This is a genomic window from Marinomonas ushuaiensis DSM 15871 (assembly GCF_000521805.1).
Lineage (GTDB): Bacteria > Pseudomonadota > Gammaproteobacteria > Pseudomonadales > Marinomonadaceae > Marinomonas > Marinomonas ushuaiensis.
In genome coordinates, this window is record NZ_JAMB01000008.1 from 37,538 (window position 1) to 56,456 (window position 18,919).

General features: G+C 41.3%; 17 protein-coding genes. 8 read left to right on the plus strand and 9 right to left on the minus strand.

Annotated features, from left to right (window positions below):
• The first annotated feature begins 1 nt into the window (after position 1).
• Positions 2-1,096 (plus strand): tRNA nucleotidyltransferase/poly(A) polymerase-related protein, encoded by a 1,095-nt coding sequence (locus MUS1_RS09960; RefSeq protein WP_036162097.1) that lies wholly within the window; start codon positions 2-4, stop codon positions 1,094-1,096.
• Here the strand turns inward: MUS1_RS09960 and folB are convergent.
• Together folB and tsaD are read right to left on the minus strand one after the other, a co-directional pair.
• A complete protein-coding gene (gene folB / locus MUS1_RS09965; RefSeq protein WP_036162099.1) occupies positions 1,093-1,446 on the minus strand; it encodes a dihydroneopterin aldolase in 354 nt (117 codons plus the stop codon). The two genes, MUS1_RS09960 and folB, sit on opposite strands and share 4 nt — an antisense overlap.
• Position 1,447: 1 nt before the next feature.
• Complete coding sequence (tsaD, locus tag MUS1_RS09970; RefSeq protein WP_036162100.1) at positions 1,448-2,485, minus strand: tRNA (adenosine(37)-N6)-threonylcarbamoyltransferase complex transferase subunit TsaD; 1,038 nt, start codon at positions 2,483-2,485, stop codon at positions 1,448-1,450.
• Positions 2,486-2,891: 406 nt separating this feature from the next.
• Here tsaD and rpsU point away from each other — a divergent pair, with 406 nt between their 5' ends.
• From rpsU to MUS1_RS09995, 5 genes are all read left to right on the plus strand, one after another.
• Entirely contained in the window at positions 2,892-3,107 is a 216-nt protein-coding gene (gene rpsU, locus MUS1_RS09975) for a 30S ribosomal protein S21 (RefSeq protein ID WP_009835737.1), read from the plus strand.
• Between the two features lie 143 nt (positions 3,108-3,250).
• Complete coding sequence (locus MUS1_RS09980; protein WP_036162109.1) at positions 3,251-3,697, plus strand: GatB/YqeY domain-containing protein; 447 nt, start codon at positions 3,251-3,253, stop codon at positions 3,695-3,697.
• A 4-nt stretch (positions 3,698-3,701) separates the two neighbouring features.
• Entirely contained in the window at positions 3,702-5,675 is a 1,974-nt protein-coding gene (dnaG, locus tag MUS1_RS09985; protein WP_036162112.1) for a DNA primase, read from the plus strand.
• A gap of 117 nt (positions 5,676-5,792) precedes the next feature.
• Positions 5,793-7,628 (plus strand): RNA polymerase sigma factor RpoD, encoded by a 1,836-nt coding sequence (gene rpoD, locus MUS1_RS09990; RefSeq protein WP_036162114.1) that lies wholly within the window; start codon positions 5,793-5,795, stop codon positions 7,626-7,628.
• 361 nt (positions 7,629-7,989) lie between these two features.
• Complete coding sequence (locus MUS1_RS09995) at positions 7,990-9,390, plus strand: PhoH family protein (RefSeq protein WP_036162117.1); 1,401 nt, start codon at positions 7,990-7,992, stop codon at positions 9,388-9,390.
• Positions 9,391-9,494: 104 nt separating this feature from the next.
• On the opposite strand, the gene MUS1_RS10000 is transcribed toward MUS1_RS09995, so the two are convergent.
• From MUS1_RS10000 to MUS1_RS10015, 4 genes are all read right to left on the minus strand, one after another.
• A complete protein-coding gene (locus tag MUS1_RS10000) occupies positions 9,495-10,121 on the minus strand; it encodes a bifunctional 4-hydroxy-2-oxoglutarate aldolase/2-dehydro-3-deoxy-phosphogluconate aldolase (RefSeq protein WP_036162120.1) in 627 nt (208 codons plus the stop codon).
• 24 nt (positions 10,122-10,145) lie between these two features.
• Positions 10,146-11,621: a glucose-6-phosphate dehydrogenase gene (gene zwf / locus MUS1_RS10005; protein ID WP_036162122.1), complete on the minus strand. Its 1,476-nt coding sequence runs from the start codon at positions 11,619-11,621 to the stop codon at positions 10,146-10,148.
• 19 nt (positions 11,622-11,640) lie between these two features.
• Complete coding sequence (gene glk, locus MUS1_RS10010; RefSeq protein ID WP_036162125.1) at positions 11,641-12,615, minus strand: glucokinase; 975 nt, start codon at positions 12,613-12,615, stop codon at positions 11,641-11,643.
• A 103-nt stretch (positions 12,616-12,718) separates the two neighbouring features.
• Entirely contained in the window at positions 12,719-13,783 is a 1,065-nt protein-coding gene (locus MUS1_RS10015) for a sensor domain-containing diguanylate cyclase (RefSeq protein WP_036162127.1), read from the minus strand.
• Between the two features lie 317 nt (positions 13,784-14,100).
• Between MUS1_RS10015 and MUS1_RS10020 the strand changes: the two genes are divergently transcribed.
• Positions 14,101-14,424 carry a hypothetical protein gene (locus MUS1_RS10020; RefSeq protein WP_036162128.1) on the plus strand — a complete coding sequence of 108 codons (324 nt, stop codon included), beginning with the start codon at positions 14,101-14,103 and terminating at the stop codon, positions 14,422-14,424.
• A 5-nt stretch (positions 14,425-14,429) separates the two neighbouring features.
• On the opposite strand, the gene MUS1_RS10025 is transcribed toward MUS1_RS10020, so the two are convergent.
• Positions 14,430-15,452 (minus strand): DUF3080 family protein, encoded by a 1,023-nt coding sequence (locus tag MUS1_RS10025; protein WP_245595793.1) that lies wholly within the window; start codon positions 15,450-15,452, stop codon positions 14,430-14,432.
• Here MUS1_RS10025 and MUS1_RS10030 point away from each other — a divergent pair.
• Positions 15,451-15,861, plus strand: coding sequence for an acyl-CoA thioesterase (locus MUS1_RS10030; RefSeq protein ID WP_036162130.1), 411 nt, complete (start codon positions 15,451-15,453; stop codon positions 15,859-15,861). The genes MUS1_RS10025 and MUS1_RS10030 overlap by 2 nt on opposite strands.
• Before the next feature lie 78 nt (positions 15,862-15,939).
• Here MUS1_RS10030 and MUS1_RS10035 read toward each other — a convergent pair whose 3' ends face one another.
• Positions 15,940-16,530: an LPP20 family lipoprotein gene (locus tag MUS1_RS10035; protein WP_036162132.1), complete on the minus strand. Its 591-nt coding sequence runs from the start codon at positions 16,528-16,530 to the stop codon at positions 15,940-15,942.
• A 143-nt stretch (positions 16,531-16,673) separates the two neighbouring features.
• On the minus strand, positions 16,674-18,782 hold the full coding sequence (pnp, locus tag MUS1_RS10040; protein ID WP_036162135.1) for a polyribonucleotide nucleotidyltransferase: 2,109 nt from the start codon (positions 18,780-18,782) through the stop codon (positions 16,674-16,676).
• Positions 18,783-18,919: the final 137 nt, after the last annotated feature.

The window sequence follows — 18,919 nt, forward strand, 5'->3', positions numbered from 1 at the left end:
AATGACCTCTTATCAAGTCTATCTCGTTGGCGGAGCCGTGAGAGATCAATTGCTCAACATTCCAGTCGATGATCACGATTGGGTTGTCACTGGCGCCACACCTGAGCAACTTGAACAACAAGGTTATCAACAAGTTGGTAAACAGTTTCCCGTCTTCCTAAACCCAATCAATAAAGAAGAATACGCCCTTGCTCGTAAAGAGAAAAAACAAGGCGAAGGCTATACTGGGTTTATATGCGACTTTTCCCCAGACATCAGCCTAGAAGAAGACTTAGAACGACGGGATTTGACCATCAATGCCATTGCACAAGACAAAGACGGCACGCTGATTGATCCATTCAGTGGCAAGCAAGATTTAGAAGATCGCCTATTACGCCATGTCTCGAATGCCTTTGTGGAAGACCCTTTACGTGTATTACGTGTCGCTCGCTTTTCAGCCCGCTTTCATCACCTAGATTTCAAAATTGCACCAGAAACCATGACGCTAATGCAAACCATCAGCGCCTCAGGCGAACTGGCCACATTAAGTGCAGAACGAATCTGGAAAGAACTTGAAAAAGCATTGAACACTCAACACGCTGATATTTTTTTTGATGTCCTTGAAGAAGCAAACGCACTCAATAAGCTTTTCCCTGAACTGATTTGGATAAGCAGCACCGAGCAAACAAACATACTCAATCAGAATAAATGGACTCCAGCTCAACGCTGGGCAGTTCTTGGAAGACACACACAACAAGAAGCGCTTGGACAATTACATCAACGCATACGCAGTCCAAATCAATTTAAGATTATTGCAGAACAAGTACGCTCTTTCCTTGAGAATCAACACATCCCGATGAGCGCAGAGAACTGGGAAAATTGGTTAATGTCAGTCAATGCTATAAAAAAACCTCAACCATTTGTGTTACTAATTGAGGTTCTAAGCAATTTAACGAACAGCAAAATAGAAGACTGGCAAACGCTTCGCGAAACCATTGCTGCGATTAACGCGTCCGCCCTAATGAAACAAGGCTACAGTGGTTCAGAACTAGGGCAAGCATTAAAACAATCTCGAATAGATGCGCTAGATAAGTCACTTTCTCCGCTAGTAAATTAAACTCGTCGACAAATTTTCACACCAACGGCATTGGCAGCCGGCACCGCAGCAGGTTTGCGTAATGTCAGCGCCACTGCGCTTAACGTAAAGTTTTCAATCAACTCAGCAACCAGTCGCTCTGCCAAGGTTTCAATCAACTCAAACTGGCGCTCAGCACAAAATGCTAAAATGAAATTTGAGATAGCTTCGTAATCCAATGTTTTTGAAAGATCATCCGTCGCGGCAGGAACACGATTGTCGTGCTCCATTTCTAAATCAAACACCAACTCTTGTTGGATTTTCTTTTCCCAATCATAAACACCAATAACCGCTTGAGTTTTTAAACCTTCGATAAACACTAAATCTTTCATTTTAAGACGCCTTTAATGGTGGTAATTCGGATAAAGGCCAGCGAGCACGAATCGATAGACTTAACGCAGAAGACTGTCCATGCAAAAGGCGCTGAGCGCCTGCATAAGCAATCATGGCACCATTATCTGTACAAAATTCAGGTCGTGCATAAAAAACATTACCTTTCATTTTCTTCAACTGGTTTTCAAGTTGCTCACGTAAACGTTGGTTGGCACTCACTCCGCCGGCAATAATAAGCTGTTTCAACCCTTCCGCCTCCAATGCACGACGACACTTGATAACTAAAGTTTCAACAACAGCCGTTTCAAATGCTAAAGCCGCGTCAGCTTTAAACTGTTCGTCACAACGGTCTTCGTCTAATGCAGCATGAATAGCGGTTAAAAATGCCGTTTTTAAACCACTAAAACTAAAGTCCAAACCTGGACGGTCTGTCATCGGCCTAGGAAACTTCAAACCGGACTTAGGGTTACCTTGTTTTGCTAGCGCCGCAATTTGAGGCCCACCAGGATAAGGTAAACCGATCATCTTTGCGGCTTTATCAAAAGCCTCACCAGCGGCATCATCTAATGATTGCCCTAATAATCGGTATTCACCAATGGCATCCACTCGTACTAATTGTGTGTGCCCACCCGAAACAAGCAAAGCAATAAATGGCATTTCAGGTTGGGACTCTTCTAGCATTGGCGCCAATAGATGACCTTCCATATGATGAACACCCAAGGCAGGAATCTCCAGCGAATAAGCCAAAGAGCGTCCAATGGTTGCACCCGCCATCAAAGCCCCAACCAAACCCGGTCCGCTTGTATAAGCTATGGCATCTAATTCTGATTTTTTCATACCAGCTTCAACCAATACTTCATCAATCAAGGGTAAGGTCTTTCGAACATGATCACGGGAGGCCAACTCAGGTACCACACCGCCGTATTCAGCATGCTGGGCAATTTGAGAATATATTTTGTGAGCCAACAAACCCTTTTCGGTATCATAAATCGCGATTCCGGTCTCATCACAAGAGGTTTCTAATCCCAACACTTTCATCAGAGTAATCTCATTAGTCATTTAGCCGCATTGTACCTTATCTGTCGACATGGTTGCAGAGTCGAAAGTCACTTAAAAACGAGTAATCGTGAATGAAGTTAGACAAGACAGGCCAGAAGCATTATAATGCGCGCGTTTTCAATGTTTAAATTAAAAGGCAGGTGATTTTTCTCGTTTGACACATAGCTTCCAATGTAAGCAAATATGGTGGATCAAACACAACTCTTGAAAAAATATATACAGTTACAGACGCGACCACAGTCTGTCCAGAGTAAGAAAAATCGATCTTTTATAGATCTCACTCTGTTCAACAAAAGCGCGCTTTGAAAGCCCATTAAATACGGGTATGATTCACGCCGTTTTTGTGAATACTTAAACTTAAAAAAACATATTTGAAGGTAAAAACATGCCAGCAGTAAAAGTAAAAGATAACGAACCATTTGACATCGCTCTACGTCGCTTCAAACGCTCTTGTGAAAAAGCAGGTGTTTTAGCTGAAGTTCGTCGTCGTGAATGCTACGAAAAACCAACTACTCTTCGCAAACGTGCAGCAGCAGCAGCAGTTAAACGTCACGCTAAGAAAGTTTCTCGTGAGCAGAAAAAATTCCAACGTTTGTACTAGGTCGATCTGCCGTTTGGCAATTTGCTAAAAAACAAATGTTTGCCTAGACGCACAATGCATTTAGGCTTATAAAAACGGCTAGTTAATTAACTAGCCGTTTTTTTTGTTTATATATTTGCCTACTAGAAAGTAAAGAGGATCTCATGTCAGAATTAAAAAAACACATTTCAGATACGCTAAAAACAGCAATGCGCGCTAAAGAAAAGCAACGTGTGACTGTGATTCGCACGATTCTATCTGAATGCAAAAAAATCGAAATAGACGAACGCATTGAACTAGACGATGCTCGAGTTTTGGCTGTTCTAGATAAAATGAATAAACAACGCAAAGACTCTAACCAACAATTTATTGATGGTGGCCGTGAAGACCTAGCCAAAATCGAACAAGAAGAAATGGTCATTATCAGCGAGTTCCTGCCAACACCATTGACTGATGACGAAGTGGGTGAGATTGTCAAAGCGGCAATTACAGAAACAGGCGCTAGCTCAATGCAACAAATGGGTGCGGTAATGGCCATTGTAAAACCTCAAGTACAAGGCCGTGCCGACATGGCGCAAATCAGTAAACAAGTAAAAGCACAACTAGGCTAATTCGATGGCGGGACGCATTCCTGATCAGTTTATTGATGAGCTTTTAGCTCGAACCGACTTAACCGACGTGGTTGCGTCTCGTATTAGCTTAAAAAAAACAGGGCAAAATTACAGTGCACTCTGCCCTTTTCACAATGAAAAAAGCCCCTCTTTTAGCCTAAATCCTAACAAACAGTTTTATTATTGCTTTGGCTGTGGTGCTGGCGGCAATGCCATTTCATTCGTCATGGAACACGATCATCTTGATTTTGTTGATGCTATAGAAACGCTCGCCAAAGACGCAGGAATGGAAGTTCCGAGAGAGCAAGGTGCACCAGATCGTTACGAACAAAACGCCGAATTACTAAAGCGTTTATCAGAAAGCTCACAATTTTACCAAGAGCAACTCACACAACACCCAGATAAGAAAAAAGCCACCGATTACCTTTCAAAAGACCGAGGTTTATCAGGTCAAATAGCAAAAGTATTTGGCCTTGGTTATGCCCCATCTGGCTGGGATAACCTATTAAAACGTATTGGCACAAGAGCGGAAAGCCAAGAGCAACTCCTTCATGGTGGCATGCTGATCGAGAAAAAAGATCAGCCAGGTCATTATTACGATCGTTTTCGTGATCGCATTATCTTCCCTATTCGAGACTCTCGTGGCCGAGTTATTGCGTTTGGCGGACGAGCTTTTGGGGATGAAAAACCCAAATACTTAAATTCTCCTGAAACACCTGTTTTTCAAAAAAGCCAGGAGCTTTATGGGCTATTCGAAGCCAAACAAAATACGCCAGTCCTCAACCAAATAATCGTTGTCGAAGGTTATATGGATGTCATCGTGTTGGCACAACACGGCATTACCAATGCTGTTGCCACTCTTGGCACATCAGTAAACAGCCAACATATCCGCAAACTATTCAAATTGGTTAGCAAGGTAGTGCTTTGCTTCGATGGTGATAAAGCCGGACGCTCTGCGGCAATTCGCGGATTAGAAGCTGCCCTCCCCGTAATGAAAGACGAGAAACAAATCCGTTTTTTATTTTTACCAGATGGTGAGGACCCAGATTCACTGGTAAGAAAAGAAGGCAAAGAAGCTTTTAACAATAGATTAGAAGATGCCTCTTCACTCTCTCACGTACTTTTCGATCACGCGAGAAATCAAGTCACACTTGGTGATGAGGAAGGCGAAGCTCAATTTACACGCAATGCAATGAGCATGATCCAACAGATCCCGAAAGAATTGACATTTCGCTCTGTGCTTATTCGCCAATTAAGTGAGCAATCTGGTATTGATAGTGAAACACTCGGTAACACATCCGTTCCAAAGCAAAGACCGGCAGCTAACAACCAGAGCGACACCCAAAACACGACAACAAACGAACACGCTACACACATTGGACAAGATGAAGCGCATTACGCGCCCGCTTACGATGAATACGACAACTATTCGAACAATGAATACACAAGTGCGCCGAGCCATTATGAAGGCAATAAAAAATCAGCCTTCAAAAAAGGTGGGAAATTTAATAAATTCAAAGAAAAAGAGGTTTATTTTCCACCCGCTCCAACAAGTCTCAGCCGGATCAAACAAGCATCTCTTTGCATCTTATTTCATCCGCATATAGCAAAAGAAATCGATCTACCTGACCCTTTAGTCAATCAGGCAAACGACGAGCTACAAATATTTTGCAAAATATGGCGATATTTTTCGAAATATCCTCAAAAAAACACAGGACATTTACTTGGTGAAATGACAGATCAAGCCACAATTTCATCAATTTATGCATTATTAAACCATCAGGATGCAACAACTAAGCTAAAAATCACCAATGCACAGCAAGAAGTGCTTGATATGATTTCAGCCATGGAAAAAAATCTTGGCTTAAATAGCAGCATCGCACGGTTGAAAAGTAAGGGCAATGAATCCATAAAGGATAATGGCAGCAAGCAAGAGCTACGTAATTTAATGGATTTAATTAGACAAAAAAAATCATGATTCTTTTACGTAGTTTTCATTCAAATAAATTATGATTTTCTAGATAAAAGTGATTATTTTTGGTATAATCCGCGGCTTGCTAAACTCTCAAATGAATTTCTAACGATAGGTTGTCGAATGCCAGACACTCAACAGTCACGTCTCAAAGAGCTGATCGCCAAGGGTAAAGAACAAGGTTACCTAACTTTTGCTGAAGTTAATGACCACCTCCCTGATGACCTTTCAGACCCGGAGCAAGTTGAAGAAATTATTGCCATGATCAATGACATGGGCATTACTGTTTCTGAAGTTGCTCCAGATAAAGATAGCCTTCTGATGGAAGAAGGTGATTCTACAGACGAAGCCGCTGCCGAAGAAGCTGCTGCTGCGCTAGCAGCCGTAGAAGGTGATATCACCAGAACAACCGATCCAGTCCGTATGTATATGCGTGAAATGGGTACGGTTGAGCTATTAACTCGTGCAGGCGAAATTGCCATTGCAAAACGTATTGAAGAAGGCACCCGTGAAGTCATGGCTGCTGTTTCTTACTTCCCTGGTGCTGTTGATGTATTGCTAAATGCTTACGCAAAAGTATTGGAAGAGGAAGGACGTTTAAGCGACATTTTTAGTGGCTTCATTGATGGAGATGGCGAAGAGCCCGTTTTCGAAGAAGCCATTGTTGAAGAGCCAGTAGAGGAAGAAACGCCAGATACTGAAGATGATGACGATTCAGATGATGACGAAGAAGAAGAGACAGATAACGGTCCAGATCCTGAAGAGACCGCACTACGTTTCAACGATATCGCTCGCATTTACAACGAATTAAAAGTCTTACTAGAAAACAGTAACAGACAAGACCCTGCGGTTCAAAGTAAACAAGAAGAGCTAAGCATCAGTTTTGCTCCAATCAAGCTTGTTCCGAAAATATTTGATGATCTTGTTTATCGCGTTCGCTCTCGTATGGAAAAAGTACGTGATCAAGAACGTTTAATCATGCAAGTTTGTGTTCGTAAAGCTGGAATGCCAAGAACTGAGTTCTTAAAACGCTTCCCAAGCAACGAAACCAACTCTGAATGGCTAAAAGAGCAAATCGCATCCGGCGCAAGCTACGCCGCAGCTCTTGAAGAAAACGAATCTGAGTTCATGCGCAGTCAACGCAAACTTCGCGCTGTGACAAAAGACACTGGCTTAACAATTGCAGAATTAAAAGAGATCAACCGTCGTATATCTATCGGTGAAACTCGATCTCGTCGCGCCAAAAAAGAAATGGTTGAAGCAAACTTACGATTGGTTATCTCGATTGCTAAAAAATACACAAACCGTGGTTTACAATTCTTGGATCTTATCCAAGAAGGTAATATCGGCTTGATGAAAGCGGTTGATAAGTTCGAATATCGTCGTGGTTATAAGTTCTCGACCTATGCTACTTGGTGGATCCGTCAGGCGATTACTCGCTCGATTGCCGATCAGGCTCGCACTATCCGTATCCCGGTACACATGATTGAAACGATTAACAAACTAAATCGTATCTCTCGTCAAATGCTCCAGGAAATGGGACGCGAAGCGACGCCTGAAGAATTGGCCGCTCGTATGGACATGCCTGAAGATAAGATTCGTAAAGTCTTAAAAATTGCGAAAGAACCTATCTCGATGGAGACACCTATCGGTGATGATGAAGATTCCCATTTGGGTGATTTCATCGAAGACGATGGCGCTGAATCTCCAATTGATATCGCAACGATCGAAGGCTTACGTGAATCCACAACGACCGTTCTTGCTGGCTTAACTGCTCGTGAAGCGAAAGTTTTGCGCATGCGTTTTGGTATTGATATGAATACTGACCACACACTTGAAGAAGTGGGCAAACAGTTTGATGTAACTCGTGAGCGTATTCGTCAGATCGAAGCAAAAGCATTACGTAAGCTTCGTCACCCGAGCCGTTCAGAGCACCTACGAAGCTTCCTTGACGAATAAGTACTTATTCAAGTCATAAGAATAGTTCATCAAAAATAGCTTTCGAAAAGCCGCTGCCACAAACAGCGGCTTTTTTATAACTAAAAAAATCTAAAAAACCTCTCTTAAAACAAGCACAAGCAACACAACTGTCATACACTTTAATTAGATTATGGATAATGACAGTGAGGTATAGCTTGCAAAAAACCATAACCAACCAAAATATTGCTCACTTACCCGCCTCAATCGGGAACAACACTGCCCCAATTAAATACTTAACATTCCATCTAACAACTCTTTCTGCACGCTCAGCATCTCTTATCTCATTCGTTCATTTCCTTTTCAAAAGAAAACTTCATGCTCACAACAGGAGTCATGCTCTATGGAAAAAATCTACGTACTTGATACTAATGTATTACTACACGACCCTTTAGCCATTTACGCCTTCGCCGAACATAAAGTTGTCATTCCCATGACGGTTCTCGAAGAACTCGATGTTATTAAAGATAGGCGTGAGAAAGATGTCAGCCGCGAAGCTCGCATCGCCATTAACACCATAGATAAAATAGTCGGCGACGCAACACCGAAAGAACTGCAAGCTGGCGTTCCAATTCAAACAGCAAATAATGATCATGACGGCGACCAACACAGTGCCGGCTCCTTAGCTGTTTTTCCAGACCAACAGATAACGCTAACGGACAACATCCCTTTCTTAAACGGTAACCATGATCACGTCAACGATAACCGCATTATAAATGTTGGTTTAAGCCTTCAAGCTACTCACCCTAGATCTTCTGTATGCTTAGTCACAAAAGACATCAACATGCGAATCAAGGCAAAAGGGTCTGGACTGGAGAAAGTAGAAGATTACAGAAAAGATCGAGTGCTCGATGATCTCGATTTAATGAGTAAAGGTTATATTCAGTTTACTGACAGCTTCTGGTCCACACTGGACAGCATAAAAACAGAAGCTCATGGACGCTACACAGTTCACGTCATCAATAAAAACCACCTTCCTAACATCTATTTAAATATGTTTGTCATTGACGATGAAGATTTCATAGGTTTTGTTGTCAATATTGATCAAGAACACGTCTATTTACTCGACATCAATAAGCAACACTTGATGAATCAGAACTTTTGGGGCATTCACCCTCGTAACCTAGAGCAGGCTATGGCGTTTTATTTATTACGCCATGAGAATTCAGACCTGATGGTGATGACAGGCCCAGCAGGCTCAGGGAAGACTTTACTGGCTCTTGCTTATGGGCTTCAAGTCACGATGGAAGAAAAACGCTTCAATAAAATCATTGTGGCTCGATCAACACCGCCTATGGCTGAAGACATTGGCTTTTTGCCTGGTACAGAAGAAGAAAAAATGGCGCCATGGTTAGCGGCTTTTGACGATAACTTAGAAATCCTCCACGGCGCAGATGAACACTCTTTCAGCAGCATTGATTACGTTAAACAAAAAGCAAACATTCAGTTCAAGTCATTAAACTTTATGCGTGGCCGTTCGTTTAATAATGCCTTGATCATAATAGATGAAGCTCAGGGACTCACCCAATTCCAATTGAAATCCATTGTCACTCGAATCGGTACCAACTCAAAAATCATCGTTTTAGGAAACTTGGCACAAATTGATAATAAATACATTACACCACTCACCTCTGGATTGACTTATTTAGTAGAGAAATCAAAATCTTTTAAATACGCCAGTGTAATGCATGTGAATGGTATAGAGCGCAGCAGACTTGCTGAGTTTGCAGAAGAAAATTTGTAACAACCAGAAGAAGCTCATGGCTATTTAGACAAAAAGTAAAAAATAGGCCATAAAAAAGGGAAGAGCTCTAACTCTTCCCTTTTAAAATTTATTTGGTCTAAAACTTACTGAGAGACAGATTTTGCCAATGCCGTAATTTCATCCCATTTACCGTCACGCACTAGATCCGTTGGAACAATCCAAGAACCACCAACACAAAGCACATTTGGCAAGGCCAGATATTCACGGAAGTTGTTCGCGCCAATACCGCCTGTTGGGCAGAATTTAATCTGTGACAATGGGCCACCAAATGCTTTTAGAGCCTTTACGCCGCCATTAACTTCTGCAGGGAAGAATTTAAAACGATCATAACCGTATTCCATCCCTAACAAAATATCAGAGATAGTCGCTACAGCAGGTAAATAAGGAACATCGTATTCTTTCCCAACAGCCAATAAGTCAGCTGTCATACCAGGACTAATAATAAATTGTGAGCCAGCTTCAATCGCCTGAATGTATTGAGCACGTGAACATACAGTTCCCGCACCAACAATAGCATCTGGCACTTCTTTACGAAGTGCAGTAATCGCTTCTAAGGCAACTGGTGTACGCAATGTAACTTCTAGAACAGGCACGCCGCCTGCAACAAGAGCCTTACCTAGAGCAACAGCCTGCTCTACATTATCAACAACAATAACTGGAACAACAGGCGTCGCCGTCATTACCTGCTCTGCAGTATAAGAAGTAGTCATCGTATTTTCCTTTTGTTTTTAAACTTAATAATCGTGCCAGTTACGACCATCTTTAATTGGTAAGGCCATAGAGGCAGCAGGTCCCCAAGAGCCAGAGGCATATTCTTTAGGCCGTTCGCTCGTTTGGCTCCAAGCAGACATTATACCATCCACCCATTTCCAAGCAGCTTCCACCTCGTCATAGCGCATAAATAAAGTCGCATCATTACGCATCACGTCTAACAACAAACGCTCATAAGCTTCTGGGCTACGCTTATCGTTAAAGGCCTCAGTTAGACTAAGATTTAAGTCAACAGGTTGAAGGTTCATACCTTCACTTGCGCCAGGCACTTTGTTCATTACAGTCAAAGAAATTTTTTCTTCTGGCTGTAAGCGAATAATTAATTGGTTACGTTGTAACTGACGATTACTTTCATCACTGAAAATACTGTGCGGTACGGCTTTGTACTGAATAACAATTTCTGAATAACGTTGACCTAAACGTTTACCCGTTCTTAAGTAGAATGGTACGCCAGCCCAACGCCAGTTATCGATATCCGCACGTAAAGCAACAAAAGTTTCAGTTCGAGAATCTGGACTACTGCCCTCTTCGTCAAAATAACCTTGTACATCTTTACCCTTGATCATGCCTTTCGCATATTGACCACGTACCGTTTTGGTATAGGCATTTGCACCAGCAATCGGTCGCAATGCTTTCAGCACTTTAATTTTTTCGTCACGCACAGAATCTGCGTCCATACGTCCTGGTGGTTCCATAGCAACCAAACATAACAACTGGATCAAATGGTTTTGCACCATATCACGCATGGCACCAGCTTTATCGTAATACCCCCAACGACCTTCAACACCCACTGTTTCAGAAACAGTAATTTGCACATTATCAATATGCGCACTGTCCCATAAAGGTTCAAAAAGCGTATTACCAAAACGAATCGCTAACAAGTTTTGTACTGTCTCTTTACCTAAGTAATGGTCAATACGAAATGCTTGTTGCTCGGTAAAGTTTTTCATTACCTCATCATTAATTGCACGAGACGAAACAAGGTCTCGGCCAAGCGGTTTTTCTAGCACAACTCGCATACGTTCTGCATTTAAACCATGCGTCGCAAGAGACGTACAAATAGAACCAAATAGATCAGGCGATGTAGCAAGATAAAACACAACATCGCGATCATCACCACCGACTTTGTTGTCATTTAATCGAGAGAAATCAGATTCTTGCTGGGCATCAACAGAAATATAACCTAAACGCTCTTTAAAGCGCGGCCAGGTTTTCTCATCACCAATGCTTGAAGGAACAAATTCATCAAGCGCAGTACGTACTTTTTCTTGGTATTCCTCTGTGCTTACTTCTCGTCTCGAAGCACCAATAATACGTGTTGTTGGAGCGAGCAAACCATCCATATCAAGATGGTATAAAGCAGGTAATAACTTGCGCATAGCAAGATCTCCACCGCCGCCGAAAATAACTACATCACAGGCTTTTAAACTTGCCTTCATTCTTTACTCTCCAACTAAACTAGTCTTTTGACACAAGATAAGACGCGTAACAAGCGCAACCCATCAACCCTGGATATTCAGACATAATAACAAAGGTTGGAATAGGAGAAACAAACGCCTTCATACGGCCTTTGTCTTGCATTGCATCACGAAAACCACTGAGATGAATATCATTTAAATATCGAGGGACAATCCCCCCCGCAATATAAACACCACCGCGAGACTCCACAGACAACACAAGGTCTCCAATCACCCGACCTAAAAATACAAAAAACTGCTCTAAAGTAGCGATTGCTATAGGATCATCGCCAAATTTTAATACTTCACCAATTTCCGATGCCGTTAACCGTTTTTCAACACCCTCACGCAGAGCCAGAGCTTCATAAATATTTTCTAAGCCCATTCCAGACAGAACTCGCTCTGCTGACACTCGCTTATGACGCGTTCTAAGAAATTTTAAAATATCGTCTTCAATTTCATTACAAGCAGAAAGGTCTACATGACCACCCTCTCCAGGCAAAATTATATTTGGTCCATTATCTTGTGGTACAACACAAGAGATACCCAGCCCTGTACCTGCACCAATAACCCAACAAGCACCGTTAGGATCAACTTCTGAATGATCACCCACAACCACTTTATTTTCTGATGAAAGCACTTCTAAGCAATGCCCAACCGCATCAAAATCATTTAATAAGGCAATAGCTTTATTTTCACCAAAGTAAGATTGCACCTCTTCACGAGTGAAATGCCAAGGATTATTAGAGAAATGTATCACAGGTTGGTTAACAGGGCCTGCTATCGCTAAAACAACAGCATCAATTTTATCCATACTGATACTACAATTTTCGATGTAATCTGCTGCCGCGTCAAAAAAATTACCGTAGTTTTTACAAGGCAACACCCTAACTTCTAGAGGCTCATATTGATGGATGGGGACCAATGCAAAACGAGCATTAGTTCCACCAAGGTCGGCGATTAAAGCATGGGACATAAACGAACCCTAATGAATATTTTTTTGAAATTTTACAACAAAATAGACGTGAAAAATACTGTATCCGAGAAAAACAAACAAATTATTGTAATAAAATTACATATTATCTAAGTCTATTTAAGAACTTAAAGACCTTAGTTGGCACAGATCTTTTACGGTTATTTTTATAATCATAGAGTCGCTCATCAGCTAATTTTAATAAACTCTTATAATTATTCGGTGCATCGGATATTACACTCGCACCACCGTAGCTAATAGTAATAGGTACTAGGTTAGATTTATACATTAACGGGTTAGATTGAAGATATTCTTGAATTGATTCTGCCACCAAGATGGCTTGATCATAACTTTTACCAGGCATAACAAAAACAAATTCATCCCCAGCAAAACGAAAAGCTAGGCCTTGTTTATGTACATATTTCAACAAACGCTTAGCAATATATTCTAACACCTCGTCACCACAATTATGCCCCAAGGTATCATTGATCGACTTGAAAGCATCACAATCAATAAACACGACGGTTAAATCTCGTTCCTGGCGTCTAGATCTTAGAAACTCTCGGTCCAGCATTAGCTCTAACTGTCGACGATTCAACAGCCCTGTCAAAGGATCCCGTGTCGCCAGATATTCAAGCTTTTCTCTTGCTGTAACATTACTTAAACAAATGGATATTTTAATCGCCAATTGATCCAATAAAAAAGTATCCTTGGTTGTAGGGTCATAGCGTGAACTATCCGCATCAGCTTGGCAAAATAGACCAACTAGCTCGCCATCAATTGTTAATGGTGAAATGGCAACAGAAGAAATAATATCTCGGTAAACAGAAGGAATAATTTCACGGCAATGGCTCAAATTAGTATTAACCAAAACCGTTTTATTACTCGACTTAATGATATCGATCATAGATCGACGTCGCGTAAATAATACCCGATCAAGCAAATCTGGCACTTTTTCTAGACTTTCTATCAGGTGGGATAAAGGTGCTTCATTAATCAAGTTCACCCAAACATACGGAACATTAAATTGCTTTTGAACTTCTTTGGTTAAAGTAGAAACGAACTGATCACAACGTCCAATCGACAAAATACAACGCTCAATTTCAAAAAACTTTCGAGCTATCTCTTCGTTTTTCCTAACATTGCTTATCAGTTCGTTGATATCATGCATGCATTATATGCCCTAACGCGCTACCTGTTAGGCAGCTTACCGTTCCCAATATAGATACAGACGATTAAATAATCTGCAATTCATTATAGTACGTTGCTTGAACAATTTGAGCTATATGCCTGATGCTAATTGGCATGCACACATACAAAAATTTACATTTTAAGATCAGTCGACAAGCAAAATAATGACAACCTAGACAAAACGCCAACAGCCAACCAAATTCAAATAACAATAAATTTAATTAATTCACTGTTTTCTTTAAGAAAAAGCCGTCTATGCCGATAGCATTATCGTAAACCAACTGACTAGGCCAACAGATGAATATAAGAGAAATTGTTGAAACACAGGTAACCCAAAGCAGTAAAGCGGGCAACCCAGTGTCAGGCAATGCTCATTTTGCATTAATGATGAGCCTATTTAGCCAACCAGGGCCTTCATTGATGTCGGCGCCAGACACATTAAATGAACATAAGCCTCACGCCCTAACTCGATCAATGCAGTTTTCTAATCATATTGGAGAAAATCCTGTTGCCAATATTGCTCTCCTAAAAGCGCTAAGTTTCGAACCATTAGCAGAAGGCCCAGCTTACCAATACGATGTCGTGGAAAGTTTAGAGAAACAAATCAACAGTAGAGTTTAAAACCACTATCTCAATGATACAGAACAAGACTTAAATAACGCACTCCATTGTTTGGCATGCATTTGAGAAGCTCTTTGATAACGTAACCACTCACTATGTTCATCTCTCAATGAAAATTGTTTTAAAAATCGTCTCATATCAACGCTAAATGATGAACTTAGTTCTCCCAATCGATTAAGCAAAGGTAAAACTTGGTAGGCACTGCTATTTAATCGCCCCATGTAAGGTTGAATTTTTTCAACGTAATGAACATCAAACTGCTGCTTCAAATACGTCATTGGTGCACCACAAACTTCTTTATTTAAGGTGCCAACCTGTCCCGAAACAAGAGACAAGTAATTTGTTAACTGCGCCAGTGAATAAAGTAATTTTCCTGCATATTCACTGTTCATTAATACTCTTAAATCATTTTCAAACACCTGACCATTTATATTAGGTAAATCAGCAAGGCGCTCCCCAATGTCGACCAATCGATTCAATGCGCTAATCAGCTCCTGTTGATTCTCAGTGGTATCATTGAGCGGAAAAAAACCATTTGATATGCTAAAGAACTCTTTACTCTCTTCACCATTAAAAATGGCATTACCAAAGGCAATAGGCAGCTCTATACGTTTTTTCTCTGCAACAAGTTGTAGCTCACTTGCTAAAGCGTCATCGTCAATATCACAAGACTCAATTGCTCGAATAATATCCAGTTCATACAGAAAACGCTGACTGTCAGGCATGACTTTACCTAGAATACTATTCTTTTTTCCCGCGACAATCCCAACATCACATTGTTGCAAAGACAAAAATTCGAGCAAACCAATATCAAAATTTGATAATTTTTGCTGACGGTCACGCAAGGCAGGCAAACTAATTGGCATTATGATTGCTGGAGAATCAATAACAAAGAACTGCGAACGGTTTAAATCCATCACATATTGAGATAAAACGGCTTCCGCCTTAAAACGCGTGTCACAACCTCCTACTCCAACGAGTATAATGCCACTTAACAGAATCATAGAAAGAAAAGGTTTTACTAACATGAACAAGTTACTCATTCAAAAGCGTGAAGAAATCTCCGAAACTCGCGTTGCCAAAATGGTTTTCCCTGGAACCACAAATCACTACGATACATTATTTGGAGGCATTGCACTGCAATGGATGGACGAAGTTGCTTACATTGCAGCAACACGCTTTTCAAGAAAATCTATGGTGACGATATCAACAGAACAAATCGACTTCAAACAGCCGATTCCTTCTGGCATCTTGGTAGAATTGATTGCTCGCGTTGTTCACGTAGGACGAACATCACTGAAAGTAGAGGTTTCTATTTTTCTTGAACAATTAGACAGTGATAAACGAACAAAAGCTGTCACTGGGCACTTCAACTTTGTTGCCGTTGACGAAAACAAAAAACCAACACCAATTTTCGATGAAGAAAGCTTTCTTTAAAAGTATAAGTTCATAAAAATCTTCGGTGATGAGCAACCTAAATATCACTCATCACCGATAAACTAAATAAATAATAAATTAGTTAGAATAACGCTTAGCGATTTCTTCCGCTAATTCGTCAAAACTTTTTTCAGACTCTAGCTTTTGAAACAAAGCTGCTTCATTTTTCATAGAAGTACGCAAAATACTTTCTGCAACGCCTTCTGCTTGGGTTGGGTCTAAGCCAACTAACACCACCAAACCACCTGATGGCGTTGGCATTTGGCGAACCACTTGAGAGCCAATCAATTGCTGCTCTGTCACTTGCTTGGTCACCACACTATTAACTCGATCCACAGTTTCCGCATCACCAGCGCCCGTCGTTTCAACGTATTGCTTCACCATATTTTGCAAATCAACGCTAAGCACTTGAGCCAATTCAACTCGAGCTGCTGTTGCCGCCATTTGCTTCATATAGTTTGGACCGGCAGCTGACTTTTCACTGTAACCAACAGCAGATAAAGCTACGCCTTCAATAGGTGCACCACAAACCCAATCAGGTGCAGCTTGATTAGAGCCATCAGCAAAAACACAATCAGGAATTGCAGCAACAGGCGTATTTACGACATCTTTGCTACATGCAACCAACACAACACTTGATACCAATAGACTTACAAGTTTCAATTTCATTTTATTTTCCTTTAATAACGACTTAGTGATGCAATACAACGAAGTTAGTTTGACAAGACCGTTCTATCTTAGTGTATTTAGTCCCTTAAACACAAAAAAAGGGCGCTATAAATAGCACCCTTTTTATCAAACTACACTAACAATTACTCAGTGTAATTTGCTTTTTCTTCTTCCGTCACATCTTTCATAGACAGCTTGATACGGCCACGCGCATCAACATCTAGAACTTTAACGATTACATCTTGGCCTTCTGAAAGGAAGTCCGTCACAGCACGGATACGCTCTTCAGCGATCTGAGAAATGTGAACCAAACCGTCTTTACCAGGCAAAATGTTAACGAAAGCACCAAATTCAGCAAGACGAACCACTTTACCTTTGTAAAGCTTATCAATCTCTGCTTCTGCAGTGATTTCATGAATCAACAACAAGGCAGCATCAGAAGACGATTTATCAGCAGCGTAAATACGAACAGTACCGTCATCATCTAGATCGATAGAAGCGCCTGTTTTTTCTGTGATAGAACGAATTGTTGCACCACCTTTACCGATAACGTCACGAATTTTCTCAGGATCAATTTTGATCGTTGCCATAGAAGGCGCATTTGGAGAAACTTCAGGACGTGCATAACCGATAACAGCGGCCATTTCACGCAAGATGTGTTTACGCGCTTCCATAGCTTGGCTAAGTGCGATATCCATGATTTCTTCATTGATACCTTCGATTTTAATGTCCATTTGAAGTGCTGTAATACCTTCTTCAGTACCAGCAACTTTAAAGTCCATATCACCTAGGTGATCTTCATCACCCAAGATGTCAGTCAATACAGCAAAACCGTCGTCTTCTTTAATAAGACCCATTGCAATACCTGCAACAGGTGCTTTAAGAGGAACACCAGCGTCCATCATAGACAATGATGCGCCACATACGGATGCCATAGAGCTTGAACCGTTTGACTCAGTGATCTCAGATACGATACGAATTGTGTATGGGAATTCGTCTTCGCTTGGCAATACTGCTTGGACACCACGACGAGCAAGACGACCGTGACCAATTTCACGACGACCAACACCACCCATACGACCACATTCACCGACAGAGTATGGAGGGAAATTGTAATGAAGCATAAAGCTGTCTTTATTTTCGCCAGCCAAGCCATCAGACATTTGTGCATCACGACTAGTACCTAAAGTACAAGTTACAATCGATTGAGTCTCACCACGTGTGAACAAAGAAGAACCGTGAGTTTTGCTCAACAAGCCTACTTCAACATTGATCGGACGAACTGTTTTGTTATCACGACCATCGATACGAGGCTGACCATCGATAACACGACGACGAACAGTACGTTTTTCAAGTTTAGCAAAAGCACCAGTAACGTCAGCTTCAGAGAATTCACCCTCTTCCGTTACAAGAGCTGCGATTGCTGCTGTACGCACTTCACCTAATTTAGCGTAGCGAGCCATTTTTTCACTGATGCCGTACGCTTCTTCGATTTGTGCTGCGTAGCCAGTAGATAAAGCGTCAGTCAAAGCAACGTTTACAGCTTCAGCTTCCCACTCCCAACGAGGCTTAGCACATTCAGCAGCGAATTCAGTGATTGCTGCAATGGCAGATTGCATTTCTTTATGAGCGTAAAGAACTGCACCTAACATTTCATCTTCAGTAAGCTCTTGCGCTTCAGATTCAACCATTAGAACCGCGTCTTTCGTACCTGCAACAACCATGTCTAGTAAAGAGCCATCTAGATCAGCGTAGCTTGGGTTAAGTACGTAACCAGATTCATCATTAAAGCCAACTCGAGCAGCACCGATTGGACCATTAAATGGAATACCAGAAATCGTCAATGCAGCAGACGTTGCCAACATAGCCGCGATGTCAGCGTCTAAGTTTGTGTTGGTCGACATAACAGTACAAACAACCTGAACTTCGTTCATGTAGCCTTTAGGGAACAATGGACGAATAGGACGGTCGATTAGACGTGAAGTTAGTGTTTCTTTTTCAGAAGGGCGACCTTCTCGTTTCAAGAAACCACCAGGAATTTTACCAACAGCGTAAGCACGCTCTTGATAATGAACAGAAAGTGGGAAAAAGTCTTGGCCAGCGCGTGCTGTTTTAGCACCCACAACTGTAGCAAGCACTTGTGCATCACCAATAGTACATAAAACAGCACCTGTTGCTTGACGAGCAATGCGGCCTGTTTCTAGAGTAACTGTATCGTTACCAAACTGGAAAGTTTTTGTCGTAATACTCACACGTATTCCTTCTCATTAAAAAAATTACTTGCTCCCAAAGACCTCTTTTTAAGCCAGTACTCATATGCACTCTTTAGATCTTTTATGTTTAGTCTAAAATTTCTGACCGCTAACAAAAAGAAAAACACATATGAAGT

Excerpts from the sequence above, each read along its gene's own strand:
- MUS1_RS10015 (WP_036162127.1), bottom strand. The coding sequence starts at position 13,783 with ATGCATGATATCAACGAACTGATAAGCAATGTTAGGAAAAACGAAGAG.
- folB (WP_036162099.1), bottom strand. The coding sequence starts at position 1,446 with ATGAAAGATTTAGTGTTTATCGAAGGTTTAAAAACTCAAGCGGTTATT.
- rpoD (WP_036162114.1), top strand. The coding sequence starts at position 5,793 with ATGCCAGACACTCAACAGTCACGTCTCAAAGAGCTGATCGCCAAGGGT.
- MUS1_RS09995 (WP_036162117.1), top strand. The coding sequence starts at position 7,990 with ATGGAAAAAATCTACGTACTTGATACTAATGTATTACTACACGACCCT.
- MUS1_RS09960 (WP_036162097.1), top strand. The coding sequence starts at position 2 with ATGACCTCTTATCAAGTCTATCTCGTTGGCGGAGCCGTGAGAGATCAA.
- zwf (WP_036162122.1), bottom strand. The coding sequence starts at position 11,621 with ATGAAGGCAAGTTTAAAAGCCTGTGATGTAGTTATTTTCGGCGGCGGT.
- MUS1_RS10025 (WP_245595793.1), bottom strand. The coding sequence starts at position 15,452 with ATGTTAGTAAAACCTTTTCTTTCTATGATTCTGTTAAGTGGCATTATA.
- MUS1_RS10035 (WP_036162132.1), bottom strand. The coding sequence starts at position 16,530 with ATGAAATTGAAACTTGTAAGTCTATTGGTATCAAGTGTTGTGTTGGTT.
- MUS1_RS09980 (WP_036162109.1), top strand. The coding sequence starts at position 3,251 with ATGTCAGAATTAAAAAAACACATTTCAGATACGCTAAAAACAGCAATG.
- glk (WP_036162125.1), bottom strand. The coding sequence starts at position 12,615 with ATGTCCCATGCTTTAATCGCCGACCTTGGTGGAACTAATGCTCGTTTT.
- MUS1_RS10000 (WP_036162120.1), bottom strand. The coding sequence starts at position 10,121 with ATGACTACTTCTTATACTGCAGAGCAGGTAATGACGGCGACGCCTGTT.
- dnaG (WP_036162112.1), top strand. The coding sequence starts at position 3,702 with ATGGCGGGACGCATTCCTGATCAGTTTATTGATGAGCTTTTAGCTCGA.
- MUS1_RS10030 (WP_036162130.1), top strand. The coding sequence starts at position 15,451 with ATGAACAAGTTACTCATTCAAAAGCGTGAAGAAATCTCCGAAACTCGC.
- tsaD (WP_036162100.1), bottom strand. The coding sequence starts at position 2,485 with ATGAAAGTGTTGGGATTAGAAACCTCTTGTGATGAGACCGGAATCGCG.
- MUS1_RS10020 (WP_036162128.1), top strand. The coding sequence starts at position 14,101 with ATGAATATAAGAGAAATTGTTGAAACACAGGTAACCCAAAGCAGTAAA.
- rpsU (WP_009835737.1), top strand. The coding sequence starts at position 2,892 with ATGCCAGCAGTAAAAGTAAAAGATAACGAACCATTTGACATCGCTCTA.